We start from the raw sequence: 12,203 nt of genomic DNA on the forward strand, positions 1-12,203 counted from the left end.
GGTTTGCATGATGAAAATACGTCTCTAATGTATAAAAGTATGGAACGTAGTTTAAAACAAGAAGGCCAGTAATTTCAATATCCAATCGATAAAACCCACCAATAAATCTACAAGTTGTTGTAATCCTTCCAATTTATTTTCTTTCGAGTGAGTCAAATTTGCACAATTATAATGCAAGACAAGATAAATTGATAACAATCCGAGCAAGTTCCTTAAAAAGGCCGTCTGAAATCCAGCTTTCAGACGGCCTTTATTTTGGCTTATCCAATCAATAAACGTCGCGTTGGTAGCGTTTGTCTTCGCGCAGGTCGTTGAGGTAGTCTTCGGCTTCGTCGCGGCTGAGTTTGCCTTGGGTTTCGATGACTTCGATTAGGGCGTTTTCGACATCGCGCGCCATGCGTGCGGCGTCGCCGCAGACGTAGATGTGTGCGCCTTGTTGCAGCCAGTTCCAAACTTCGGCGGCGCGTTCGGTGATTTTGTGTTGGACATAGACTTTGTGTTCGCCTTGGCGGCTCCATGCGAGGTCGGCGCGGGTGAGGAGGCCGTCTTTGCGCCAATCGCTCCATTCGAGTTGGTAGAGGAAGTCGTCGGCCAGGCGTTGGTTGCCGAAGAAGAGCCAGTTTTTGCCGCTGTCGCCATTGGCGGCGCGTTGTTGCATGAAGGAGCGGAAGGGGGCGACGCCTGTGCCTGCGCCGATCATGATGATGGGTGTATCGCCGTTTTGCGGCAGGCGGAAGTTGGGGTTGGGTTCGACAAAGACGCGGACTTCGCTGCCTTCTTCGAGGCGTTCGCCCAAGTAGCCGGATGCTGCGCCGGTGTAGGTGTGGTCGTGGTGGTCGAAACGGACGACGCCGATGGTGAGGTGGACTTCTTCGCCGACTTCGTCTTGTGCGGAGGCGATGGAGTAAAGGCGCGGGGTTTGTGGGCGGAAGAGGCTGTATAGGGTTTGTGCGTCCAGTGGGTGCGGATAGGCTGCGAATACGCCGACGGGCGGTGTGGCGGCGAGATAGGCGTCCAGTTGGGCTTTATCTGCGGCTATGGTTTTGAGTTCCTCGTTGTTTGTTAATTCGGCGTATTGTTGGACGAATGCCGGTGTGTTTTGGGTGATGTCTGCGGATTCGGTCAGGGCGGTGCGGATGTCGGTTTCGCGGCCGTCTGAAAGTTGGACGGTTTCGTTGCCGGTCAGTTGGTTGAGGTCGAGGATTTCTTGAACGAGGCCGGCGGCATTCAGTGGCCATACGCCGAGCGCGTCGCCTGCCTGATAATGCAAACCTGAGCCGCTGAGGTCAATTTCGATGTGTTCGACGTCTTTTTCTGCGGTGCGTGAGGTGATTTTTTGGCGCACGGAGAGGGTGGCTGTGTAGGGGTTTTCTTTGGTGTATGCGGTGCCGCTGCTTGGGGTGGCTGGGCTGTGTGCTGCGGTGTTTGCACTAGGGCTTGCTGCTTGGGCGGTCAATTCGGCTACTTTGGGTACGACGACGGCTACCCATGCGTCGGCATTTGCTTGGAACTCTAAGTCGCAAATGCCCAAGTCGTTCAGACGGCCTGCACCCAGTTCGGCAAATTTGGCATCAAAGTCTTTGCCTGCTTGGCAGAAGTTGGGATAGGAGGAGTCGCCAAGTCCTAAGACGGCAAAGGTGAGTTTGCTGAGGTCGGGTTTCTTTTTGCCGTAGATGAATTTGTACAGGGGTAGGGCTTCTTCGGGCGGTTCGCCTTCGCCTTGGGTGGAGGTAACCAAAAGGACGATGTCTTCGTCGGGCAGGGTTTTGCTTTTGAAATCGCCTGCGCTGCTGAGGCGGGCTTCTACGCCGGCGGCTTGAAGTTTGGCGTGTAAGGATTCGGCAACGCTGCGTGCGTTGCCGGTTTGGGAGGCGGAGAGGACTAACACGCGGCGGCTGACTGTCGGGGCGGCTGCTTGCAGGGCAGATGGTTCGGCTGCTGCACCGGATACGCCTTGGCTTTGCGCCCAGCAATAGCCGGAGAGCCAGGCAAGTTGGGTGGGGGATAGGGCGGAGAGTTGGGCGGAGAGTTCGGCAGGCAGTGGATTGGCTTGGCTCATTTTGTTTCCTTTGTTGGGACGGCTATAGCCGATTGTTTGAATAATGAACAGTCGCTACTTTAAACAGGCCGTCTGAAAAAAGGAAAGAATGCTTGGTTTTAATTTAAGATGATTTCGTTATATTCGGAATATAAGAAGGCCGTCTTAGTTTCAGACGGCCTTTGCGGTTTTTTAATGGCTGGAAAGTTTCATGACGATTACGCCTGAAATAATTAAGAATGCGCCGAGCCAGCGGCCGAAGTTGGCGGCATCGTTGAAAAAGGCTACGCCCACTAAAAATGCGCCTGCCGCGCCTATGCCTGTCCAAACGGCATAGGCCGTCCCCATGGGTATGTTTTTTTGGGCGAGGAATAGAAAAAATCCGCTGCCGACAATGCAGGCCAGGGCGGCAGCAATACCCTGCCAACGGTAGCCTTCCTGTTGTGCCAATTTCAGCCCCAAGGGCCAGCCGATTTCCAGTATTCCGGCCAGTATCAGATAAAGCCAACTCATAATGTGTCCTGATGGTGTGTTAAGGTTTCAGACGGCCTTGGAAAGATTGTTTTCTTCCGAGAGTTCAACGCGTTGTCCGATATCTTTTAGATTGGAGTATTGTTCGACCAAGCGCGGTACATCGTCCAAGCTCATTGCAAACATCCATAAATAAGTGCTGACGGAATAGATATGGCCGGCGCTTCCGTAGCCTTTAAGCGTCATGTGTATAAAGGCGAAGCCGAACAATACGCTCATCGCCATGCCGATACTGAGATAGCCTAAGGCTTCGCGGTTGGAAATCAGCACGCGTAGTTTGGCAACCCAGCCATAGTGGCGGTAGAGCTGATGCTCGTTGCCGTCACGGATAAGGTGGTTGTCGCGTTCAAGCCGGTTGTTTAAACGGAAATATAGGTTTTCGCTGATGGCGGCAAAACGTGGCAGTAACCATAAAAACAGGGCAAGTATCGCGACAGCCAATACGCCCACCCAAAATTCCAATATCAGTAACATCATACATGCACCGAAGATGGAGACCAGCGAAGTAGCAGCGATGGGTAGGTGTTCTTCAAAAAAACTGACGAACTCACGCGATAGGGCGACGCGTGCAGTAATGGCGGAATGCGGTATTTCTCGCTTGCGCTGTTCCAAGACGACCGGGACGGCTATCTCAGTATAGATCTGGGTAAATGTGCGCGTATCGGCTATCCTGCGGGCGGCACCGATTATCCACATCAATAAAACCACCACACCATACAACATTGCCTGCCAGACGTTGCCTTCCATAACGGCATTAATCGCCCAGCCGCCAAACACGGGATATACCAGCAAGAGCAGATTATCCAAGCCGACGAGAGAGAAGGTTGTGATGAGTTTGCGACGGTGTGTTTGACCGATGTGTTTCAACATTTTCCACATGGTTGCCCTCCATATTTAGTATTGAGGGTTTGCGCCATTAATTCGGCCAACGCGTCCAAATCGGCAAACAGTCGGGCTGCACGTTTTTCACCGAAGGCGGTAAAAATTCGTTTGCTGAATTCCTGCATGTTTTGCACCAATGGTGCGGCGGATTCCTTGCCTTGCTCGGTCAGCGACAATAAGCGTTCGCGTTTGTCTTGTTCGCTTTCGTGAAATGTCAGCAAGCCTTGTTCCGCCAGCGTTTTGCATGTTCCGGAAACGGTTTGCTTGGGCAGGCTCCATTCTTCGCCTATGTATTTTTGAGTGCGGCTGCCTTCGGTGGCCAAGGTGTAGAGAACGGCGAAGGTATTGTAGTTGGTGTTTTGCTGTTTAATCCATTGGTCAAATGCGCTGTCTATGTGGCTGATACGCATGCCGAGTTGGTTGAGTTGATTCATAAATTGGTCTCAATATTGACTAATTGGATGCGGATTATAGTCATGTTTAGGACTAATTGCAAATAGAGGGCCGTCTGAAACAATCATTTTCAGACGGCCTTGAAACCGTTAAAATAATTAATGTAGAAACGATATATTCAAACTACGATAAACCTAATAAAACCATCTTCAGCACATACGCCATGATTCATTTCTTATCTCAAAACATCTCCTCCAAACAAGCCACTGCCATCGGGTTGCTTGCCGTTGCTTTGTGGAGCTTCGTCATTTCTCTAATACGCTCTTTGAGCCTGCATATGGGGGCAGTGGGCGGTGCGGCAATGATGTATACCCTGTCCACTGTGTTGATTTGGTTGATTTTCGGCAGGCCGCATTTGCGTAATTACAACCGCGGCTATTTGCTTTGGGCGAGCATTTTTTTTGTCGGTTGCGAACTGTGTTTGTCGTTGTCGGTCGGTTTTGCCCAAAATGCCCGACAGACGGTTGAGATCGGCATGGTCAATTATTTGTGGCCGACGTTTACTATTTTAGGCGCGGTCTGTTTCAACGGGCAGCCGGCAAAATGGTGGATAGGCATAGGCTTTGTATTGTCGTTTTTCGGGATTGCCACGGTATTGGGCGGCGACGGCGGATTGTCGCTTTCGGGGATTTATCACAATGTCCGCACCAATCCTGTCGGTTATCTGATGGCATTGGCCGATGCACTTTTTTGGGCGGCATATTGCACGCTGACGGCGCGCGTGAAGGCGGAAGGAAGCAGCGTAGGCTTTTTCTTTATGCTGGTGTCGCTGTTTTTGTGGGCGGAATATTTTATCGGCGGGACACACAGTCTGAATTTTGATGCGGAGTCCGTCGGCTATGCCCTGGCCGCCGCGTCTTGCATGGGTTTGGGCTATGCGGTTTGGAATATCGGTATTTCGCGCGGGAATATGACGGTATTGGCGGGCGCATCTTATTTTATCCCTGTGTTTTCCGCGTTAGTGTCTTCGTTTGTCATCAGTGCGCCGCTGTCTGTACAGTTTTGGCAGGGGGCAGGGATGGTGTGCGCAGGTTCGGTTGTTTGCTGGTTGGCCACGCGCCGAAAATCGATATAACAAAAATATCTTTTTTAACAACCAAACATTCTTTCCCATTTTCAGACGGCCTGTTTAAAGTAGAGACCAGTTTGAGAAATCACGAGAAATAGGAAAGAACCATGACCGCAACCACCGCCCCGCTTTTGCGCTTCATCACTGCCGGCAGCGTCGATGACGGCAAATCCACCCTCATCGGCCGCCTGCTCTACGACAGCAAAACCTTACTGACCGACCAACTCGACAAGCTCAACCGCGCTGCCGAAAACGGCGAAACGCCTGACTTCGCCAGCCTGACAGACGGCCTTGCCGCCGAGCGCGAACAAGGCATTACCATTGACGTGGCCTACCGTTATTTTGCCACGCCCAAACGCAAATTCATTATTGCCGACACACCGGGACACGAGCAATACACGCGCAATATGGTTACAGGCGCATCAACTGCCGATGCCGCCATTATTTTAGTCGATGCCACGCGCGTCGATTTTTCCGGCAGCGAGCCCGTCCTCCTGCCGCAAACCAAACGCCACAGCGCGATTCTGAAGCTCTTGGGCTGCCCAAACATCATCGTGGCCGTCAACAAACTCGACCTGCTCGACTTTGACGAAGCCAAATATCAAGCCATTATCGAAGCCTACCGCAAACTGGCGGAACAAATCGGCCTCCAAGCCCAAATCCACTTCCTGCCCATCAGCGCCTTAAAAGGCGACAACATCGTCAATGCCAGCAGCCAAACCCCGTGGTATCAAGGTTTGCCGCTTCTGCCTTTGCTCGAAAGCCTGCCCGTCAACCGTCAAAACGCCGCCGACCACGCCGCGCATTTTCCTGTACAACGTGTGGCGCGCCAAGACGGCAGCAGCAGCGATGACTTCCGCGGCTATCAAGGCAGATTGGAAGCGGGCCGTCTGAAAGTGGGCGATGAAGTCAAAGTCCTGCCCAGCGGCCATATTGCCAAGGTTGCCGAAATCTATAATGCCAACGGTAAAACCGAATCTGCCGAAGCAGGGGAAGTGTTGACCGTCGTTTTGGATACGGACATCGATATTTCACGCGGCAACAGCATTGTTTCAGCCGACAGCGGCATTGTTCCCGAACAACAATTTCAAGCCGCGCTTTGCTGGTTTGACGATATTCCGCTCAATCTGCGCCGTAAATATTTGCTGAAACACACGACCCAAACCACGCCCGTAAAAATCAGCGAAATTGCCTACGTTTGGGACGTCAATACCCTCAGCCGGGTCGAATCCGCCGAAACGCTCAAGCTCAATGACATCGGCAGCGTCAGCCTCAAGACCCAGCAGCCGCTTGCCGCTGCCGCATACGAAGACAACCATGCCCAAGGCGCGTTTATTTTGATTGACGAAGCCACCAACCATACTGTCGCGGCAGGCATGATACGCAAAGTCAGCGAAACAAACAGTTTTGAAATTTAAAAGAAAAGTTGAAATAAAAAAAGGCCGTCTGTTGTTCAGACGGCCTGTTATTTTATCCAATTCGGAAATGCTTATGCGCCGTAAACCGGATATTTATTGCACAAAGCAGTCACTTGTTCGCGGACTTTGGCGAGGTTGGCTTCGTCTTCAGGGTTGGCCAATACGTCGGCAACCAAGTTTGCCAATACGCGCGCGTCGGCTTCGTTAAAGCCGCGTGTGGTCATGGCGGCGGAGCCGATGCGGATGCCGGAGGTAACGAACGGTTTTTCCGGATCATTCGGGATGGCGTTTTTGTTGACGGTAATGTGTGCTTTGCCCAAAGCGGCTTCGGCGGCTTTGCCGGTAATTTTCATCGGTTGCAGGTCAACGAGGAAAACGTGGCTTTCGGTGCGGCCGGAAACGATGCGCAAACCGCGTTTAACCAACTCTTCCGCCATTGCTGCGGCGTTGATTTTCACTTGTTTTGCGTATTGTTTGAACTCAGGTTGCAACGCTTCTTTAAACGCTACGGCTTTGGCAGCGATGACGTGCATCAACGGGCCGCCTTGCAGGCTTGGGAAGATGGAAGAGTTCAGCGCTTTTTCGTGGGTATTGTCACGGCACAAAATCACACCGCCGCGAGGGCCGCGCAGGGTTTTGTGGGTGGTGGTGGTTACGAAGTCGCAGAATGGCACGGGGTTGGGATATTCGCCGCCGGCAATCAGACCCGCATAGTGCGCCATGTCGACAAAGAGGTATGCGCCGACTTTATCGGCGATTTCTCGGAATTTCGCCCAATCGATTTGCAGCGCGTAAGCAGATGCGCCGGCCACAATCATTTTGGGTTTGTGTTCAAGCGCCAAGCGTTCGACTTCGGCATAATCGAGAACTTCGTTTTCATCCAAACCATAAGTAATGGCGTTGTAGAGTTTGCCGGAAATATTGACGCTGGCACCGTGGGTCAAGTGGCCGCCATGCGCCAGAGACATGCCCAAAATGGTGTCGCCCGGTTTTAAAACAGAAGCATATACGGCTTGGTTGGCTTGCGAGCCGGAGTGTGGTTGGACGTTGACATATTCTGCGCCAAACAACTCTTTAGCGCGGTCAATCGCCAATTGTTCGACAATATCAACGTATTCGCAGCCGCCGTAGTAGCGTTTGCCCGGATAGCCTTCGGCGTATTTGTTGGTCAATTGCGAACCTTGGGCTTCCATTACGGCGCAGCTGACGTAGTTTTCTGAAGCAATCAGCTCGACATGGTCTTGCTGGCGTTGGTCTTCTTGGGCAATGGCGGCTGCCAGATCGGGGTCATATTGTGCGAGGGTAACGCTTTTTGAAAACATGTTCTCGGTTCCTTTGTGTTGGGCTGAAAATAAGGGATGGAGTACTGCGGATTGGTTCAAGATGAACTATTTTTCTCACATTGTCAACAATTTCATCAGGCGTTTGGTTTCAGACGGCCTGGATCTGAAGGATTCATTTGAAAATATCGTCTTGTTTTAAATGAAAATCCATTTTTTCCAAAAGCGCGGCCAAATCGGCTTCGGCTTGGGCGGCTTGAAGATTTTTTGCCAGTTCTACCAAGGCTGCCGCATTTAAACGCTCTTTCTCCAGCCGTAGGGCTTCTTCGCTGAAGATTTTGATATTGTCTGCCGATTCGGCGGCATCTATTTTTTCAAATGGATAAAATGATTCTTCGTGCACGGCCAAACCGTCGGGCAGGGGCGCGGCATGGTTGAAATCGGCATCATTGACCGGCATCCATGAAGGATGGTTTTCAAGCAGGATAAATTGTCCGTCCATGCCGTTGATATGACGGAATAGGGTGGTTCGGCCATTGTGTAAACGCATAAGTCCGATTGTATGCCCAAGTCGACAAACCGTCTATAAACCCGTTTCTTTCCATTGGGGCGATGGCTGATGGTGATATTATTAATTTTGACATAAAACAGTTTCGGCTTAAAAAAGACTGGATAAAACGCCCGTGTTTGTTATAATGAAGCTAAAGATTAATTCGTCCTAGTTTTTGGCAGCAGTACTTTTTTATTTAATTAACAAGAGAGGAAAACAAAATGTTTCCAGAATATCGCGATCTGATTTCTAAACTGAAACAAGAGGATGCACACTTTGCCCGTTTGTTTGAGGAGCACAACGAGCTGGACGATAAAATTACCGGTTTGGTGAATAATGTGGTAACCAGCGGCGCCGAAGAAATCGAAGAGCTGAAAAAAGCCAAACTCAAACTCAAAGACGAATTGTATGCTCTTCTGCAAAAAGCAGCAGGCAAATAATTAAAAATTGAATAAGGCCGTCTGAACGGTATGATAGGAATCTTGGATTTCGTTTCATACTGGTTCAGACGGCCTTTTTAGTTATTTGGTATTTGTTGTTTTTATTGGCGTAATTTAACTTTTAATTGTAAATCACTCTTAATTGCATTGAAAACTCTGTTAAGTTTATTTAAAATCCAAAATGATTTTAATTTTAAACAAACAAAACCAAGAGAAACAATGCAATGAAAACATTCACACTCGCCATTTTGCCTTTGGCGTTAATTAGTGCATTCTCACACGCAGCTGAAGAGAAAGCAGTTGAGCAGGCTGAAGTCGATACCGTTTACGTTACTGCCGAGAAGCAATTGCAGCAATCGCTTGGTGTATCGCGTATTTCTAAAGACGACATCGACAAACGCCCTGCAGCCAATGATATTTCCGAATTTGTCCGCACCATGCCCGGTGTCAATCTGACCGGCAATACGGCAACAGGTCAGCGTGGCAACAAACGCCAAATCGACTTGCGCGGGATGGGTCCTGAAAACACTTTGATTTTGATTGACGGCAAGCCGGTTAATTCGCGCCAGTCCGAACGTATCAGTATGCGCGGTGAACGCAATACGCGTGGCGACAGTAACTGGGTACCGGTTGAAGAAATCGAATCCATTACCGTCTTGCGCGGTCCGGCGGCGACCCGTTACGGGTCGGGTGCGATGGGCGGCGTGGTCAATATCGTCACCAAAAAAGTGTCTAAGGAATTTAAAGGCCAAGTCAATCTTTACGCCAATCAACCGCAAGACAGCAAAGAGGGCGCAACCCGCCGTATCGGCTTTAATTTGAGCGGCCCGATTATCCAAGATACTTTGGGCTTCCGCATTTACGGCAATCTGAATAAAACGGATGCAGATGCGGCCGATATCAATGCAGGACACGGCAACGACAGCGCGGCCGGTGTAGAAGGCGTACGCAATAAAGACATTGCAGGCCGTCTGCAATGGAAAATCAGCCCAGCGCAAACGCTGATTTTGGACAGCAGCTACAGCCGTCAGGGCAATATCTACAACGGCGATACGCAAAACAGCAATCCTCCAGCACGCGATAAAGTAGCACTATATAATGGTCTGGTTAACTCTAAGGCTGAAACTGCTCGCTTATATCGTTCTGCTTTCTCGCTTACTCATGATGGCGCATGGGAATGGGGCGATACCAAAAACGTGATCAGTTATGAGCGTACAGTCAACAGCCACTTGCCTGAAGGTTTGGCCGGTGGTCCCGAAGGCAGTTATACAGGCTTGGATTTTGTTCAAAGCCGTCTGAAAAACCTGCGTTTCAGCAGCGAAGCCAATATTCCGTTCCAACTCGGCGTAGACAACGTCCTAACAGTCGGCGCGGAATTTACCGACAGTAAACTGGACGACCCCGCCTCCAACTCGCAAAGTCTGACAGATATTATTCCCGGTCGTTCTGGTCAACCGCCACGTGTAATTGTCAACACCTTCCCCGGCGTATCGGAACATCGTGGCGGTAAAACTTCCCAACGCAACTGGGCAGTCTACGTTGAAGATAACATCTCGCTAACCGATAAAACTCATTTAATTCCTGCACTTCGTTTCGACCATAACAGTGCCAGCGGCAGCAATTGGAGTCCGGCTTTGAACTTCTCGCATCAAATCGGCGAAAACTGGTTGGTTAAAGGCGGTGTTGCCCGTGCGTACAAAGCGCCAAATCTGTATCAAGCTAGTTCTGACTTTATCCTGTACACACGCGGTCAGGGCTGTCCGCTCAATGCGCCGGGTAGTGTCAGCTGTTTCTACATGGGCAACAGCAATTTGAAACCTGAAACCAGTATCAATAAAGAGATTGGCCTTGAGTTCAACAAAAACGGCTGGCAAGCTTCGGCGACTTATTTCCACAACGCGTACCGCAATAAAATCGTGATCGGCGACCAGCTCATTGCCACCAGCAATATCGGCAACTGGCTCCTGCAATGGGAAAATACGCCGAAAGCGACTATTTCGGGTATCGAAGGCAACTTGGTGATTCCGTTGCATGACACACTTAAGTGGAGCAACAATTTCACTTATATGCACAAATCTGAAGATTATCAAGGCAATCCATTGTCTTTGGTGCCGAAACACACCATTAACAGCACGCTGTCTTGGACACCAAACGAACGTTTTGATGCCAACCTGACCTTTACCCACTACGGCCGCACTAAACCGCGTGGCGTAGCGATCAATAGACTGGAGCAAAACGGTAATCCAGGTGCAGGTATCACTCCTTTAACTTCCGAACATAACCAAACGCAAGTCGGCTCTTACGGCATTTGGGGCATCAATGCAGGCTACAACTGGAACAAACGCGTGGCCGTCCGTGGCGGTATCAGCAATCTGTTTGACAAAAAACTGTACCGCACAACTGCCGGCGCACAAACTTATAACGAGCATGGCCGTGCCTTCTACGGCAGTTTGAAAGTATCGTTTTAAGTAGAAGCATATTAAATAAGGCCGTCTGAAACGTTGTGAAATGAAATCTAGGATTTCTGACACAGGGTTTCAGACGGCCTTTTTATTTGGATTTTTAGCAGTCTTTGTTGTTACGGAATTTGCTTCTCTTTTAGAAAAAAATAAAAGGGCGGTATTCGCCGCCCTGAAAATCCAAACCGCTTATTCAACCCAAGTTACCATTTCTTCAATTGGTTTGCGTGCTTTTTTGGTAATTTCTTTGGCACGATAGCCGAATGTTGCCGCTACGGATACGCCCCATTCGTTGGCATCAAACAGGCCTTCTGCTGCCAATACTTCGTTCATTTTGTCGTAGTTGAAGCCTTCGATCGGGCAGGAATCAATGCCGATGGCCGCTGCACCTGTGAGCATATTGGCCAAAGCGATATAGGTCTGCTTGCCGCTCCAGTCGAAGAGTGCGCGTTGGTCGTCGGCAATTTTAATGTCGGTTTCTTGGAAGCTTTTGTATTTTGCCAACGCTTTTTCCAGCTGCTCTCCTTGCAGGCCCATGCGTTCGGCAACACCGCGGAAGAACGGAGTATCGTAACGGGCATTTTTCTTGGCAAGGATAATCACCAGATGGCTGCAGTCGTCCAGTTGGAATTGCATCCCCCAGCTGAAAGGCTTGATTTTCTCACGCAGGGCTTTGTTTTGAATCACCAAGAATTTCCATGGCTCGGAGCCGACAGAGCTTGGGGAGAGGCGGGCAAATTCTAAAATCGCTGCAAAATCTTCTTGGCTGATTTTTTTGTTGGGATCGTAATAACGGGTAGAGCGGCGATTTTCGAATACTTGCAGCATTTGTTCGCGTGTAATTTTACTCATTGGTTTTTCCTAATAAATGAAGATGTTATTTTGACCGTTTTGCCGATATCCGGTTTGCGTGAATTGGAGGAGAAAACAGGATAGGGCAGCACCATGTTAAATCAAACCCTGCGGTTAGGCTATCTTTTAATTTTGAACTTCGCAGAAAAAATCGATTAAGTATCAATATGAATGTGAAAAGGCCGTCTGAAATTTTAAAAGTAAAGTTTCAGACGGCCTTTGATTTCAAAT

Annotated in this window: 11 protein-coding genes; 4 read left to right on the forward strand and 7 right to left on the reverse strand. The window is 49.8% G+C overall.

Annotated features, from left to right (window positions below; translation table 11 throughout):
- Window positions 1-268: 268 nt before the first annotated feature.
- The 4 genes from HMPREF2596_RS03910 to HMPREF2596_RS03925 form a co-directional block, all read right to left on the reverse strand.
- Window positions 269-2,059 carry an assimilatory sulfite reductase (NADPH) flavoprotein subunit gene (locus HMPREF2596_RS03910; protein WP_070849762.1) on the reverse strand — a complete coding sequence of 597 codons (1,791 nt, stop codon included), beginning with the start codon at window positions 2,057-2,059 and terminating at the stop codon, window positions 269-271.
- A gap of 171 nt (window positions 2,060-2,230) precedes the next feature.
- Complete coding sequence (locus HMPREF2596_RS03915; protein ID WP_070814527.1) at window positions 2,231-2,551, reverse strand: DMT family transporter; 321 nt, start codon at window positions 2,549-2,551, stop codon at window positions 2,231-2,233.
- 27 nt (window positions 2,552-2,578) lie between these two features.
- Complete coding sequence (locus HMPREF2596_RS03920; protein ID WP_070849764.1) at window positions 2,579-3,448, reverse strand: ABC transporter six-transmembrane domain-containing protein; 870 nt, start codon at window positions 3,446-3,448, stop codon at window positions 2,579-2,581.
- Window positions 3,433-3,885 (reverse strand): MarR family winged helix-turn-helix transcriptional regulator, encoded by a 453-nt coding sequence (locus HMPREF2596_RS03925; protein WP_070849766.1) that lies wholly within the window; start codon window positions 3,883-3,885, stop codon window positions 3,433-3,435. The genes HMPREF2596_RS03920 and HMPREF2596_RS03925 overlap by 16 nt, the downstream gene beginning before the upstream one ends.
- Before the next feature lie 182 nt (window positions 3,886-4,067).
- Between HMPREF2596_RS03925 and yddG the strand changes: the two genes are divergently transcribed.
- Together yddG and HMPREF2596_RS03935 are read left to right on the forward strand one after the other, a co-directional pair.
- Window positions 4,068-4,979 carry an aromatic amino acid DMT transporter YddG gene (yddG, locus tag HMPREF2596_RS03930; protein ID WP_070850012.1) on the forward strand — a complete coding sequence of 304 codons (912 nt, stop codon included), beginning with the start codon at window positions 4,068-4,070 and terminating at the stop codon, window positions 4,977-4,979.
- 101 nt (window positions 4,980-5,080) lie between these two features.
- Window positions 5,081-6,391: a sulfate adenylyltransferase subunit 1 gene (locus tag HMPREF2596_RS03935; protein ID WP_070849768.1), complete on the forward strand. Its 1,311-nt coding sequence runs from the start codon at window positions 5,081-5,083 to the stop codon at window positions 6,389-6,391.
- Between the two features lie 71 nt (window positions 6,392-6,462).
- Here the strand turns inward: HMPREF2596_RS03935 and glyA are convergent, their stop codons facing one another.
- Together glyA and HMPREF2596_RS03945 are read right to left on the reverse strand one after the other, a co-directional pair.
- Entirely contained in the window at window positions 6,463-7,713 is a 1,251-nt protein-coding gene (gene glyA / locus HMPREF2596_RS03940) for a serine hydroxymethyltransferase (protein WP_036491481.1), read from the reverse strand.
- Window positions 7,714-7,846: 133 nt separating this feature from the next.
- On the reverse strand, window positions 7,847-8,221 hold the full coding sequence (locus tag HMPREF2596_RS03945) for a hypothetical protein (RefSeq protein ID WP_070849770.1): 375 nt from the start codon (window positions 8,219-8,221) through the stop codon (window positions 7,847-7,849).
- Between the two features lie 221 nt (window positions 8,222-8,442).
- Here HMPREF2596_RS03945 and HMPREF2596_RS03950 point away from each other — a divergent pair, with 221 nt between their 5' ends.
- A complete protein-coding gene (locus HMPREF2596_RS03950) occupies window positions 8,443-8,661 on the forward strand; it encodes an HP1242/YdcH family protein (RefSeq protein WP_003746288.1) in 219 nt (72 codons plus the stop codon).
- A gap of 224 nt (window positions 8,662-8,885) precedes the next feature.
- Window positions 8,886-11,129, forward strand: a complete 2,244-nt coding sequence (locus tag HMPREF2596_RS03955) for a FepA family TonB-dependent siderophore receptor (RefSeq protein ID WP_070849772.1) — start codon at window positions 8,886-8,888, stop codon at window positions 11,127-11,129.
- A gap of 180 nt (window positions 11,130-11,309) precedes the next feature.
- Here HMPREF2596_RS03955 and HMPREF2596_RS03960 read toward each other — a convergent pair whose 3' ends face one another.
- Window positions 11,310-11,972: an NAD(P)H-dependent oxidoreductase gene (locus tag HMPREF2596_RS03960; protein WP_070849774.1), complete on the reverse strand. Its 663-nt coding sequence runs from the start codon at window positions 11,970-11,972 to the stop codon at window positions 11,310-11,312.
- Between the last annotated feature and the right edge of the window lie 231 nt (window positions 11,973-12,203).

The sequence above is a fragment of the Neisseria sp. HMSC078C12 genome, from assembly GCF_001838065.1.
GTDB lineage: Bacteria > Pseudomonadota > Gammaproteobacteria > Burkholderiales > Neisseriaceae > Neisseria.

Coding starts and splice junctions, on each gene's coding strand:
- HMPREF2596_RS03915 (WP_070814527.1), bottom strand. CDS start 2,551: ATGAGTTGGCTTTATCTGATACTGGCCGGAATACTGGAAATCGGCTGG.
- HMPREF2596_RS03955 (WP_070849772.1), top strand. CDS start 8,886: ATGAAAACATTCACACTCGCCATTTTGCCTTTGGCGTTAATTAGTGCA.
- glyA (WP_036491481.1), bottom strand. CDS start 7,713: ATGTTTTCAAAAAGCGTTACCCTCGCACAATATGACCCCGATCTGGCA.
- HMPREF2596_RS03945 (WP_070849770.1), bottom strand. CDS start 8,221: ATGCGTTTACACAATGGCCGAACCACCCTATTCCGTCATATCAACGGC.
- HMPREF2596_RS03950 (WP_003746288.1), top strand. CDS start 8,443: ATGTTTCCAGAATATCGCGATCTGATTTCTAAACTGAAACAAGAGGAT.
- HMPREF2596_RS03910 (WP_070849762.1), bottom strand. CDS start 2,059: ATGAGCCAAGCCAATCCACTGCCTGCCGAACTCTCCGCCCAACTCTCC.
- HMPREF2596_RS03920 (WP_070849764.1), bottom strand. CDS start 3,448: ATGTGGAAAATGTTGAAACACATCGGTCAAACACACCGTCGCAAACTC.
- HMPREF2596_RS03960 (WP_070849774.1), bottom strand. CDS start 11,972: ATGAGTAAAATTACACGCGAACAAATGCTGCAAGTATTCGAAAATCGC.
- HMPREF2596_RS03935 (WP_070849768.1), top strand. CDS start 5,081: ATGACCGCAACCACCGCCCCGCTTTTGCGCTTCATCACTGCCGGCAGC.
- HMPREF2596_RS03925 (WP_070849766.1), bottom strand. CDS start 3,885: ATGAATCAACTCAACCAACTCGGCATGCGTATCAGCCACATAGACAGC.
- yddG (WP_070850012.1), top strand. CDS start 4,068: ATGATTCATTTCTTATCTCAAAACATCTCCTCCAAACAAGCCACTGCC.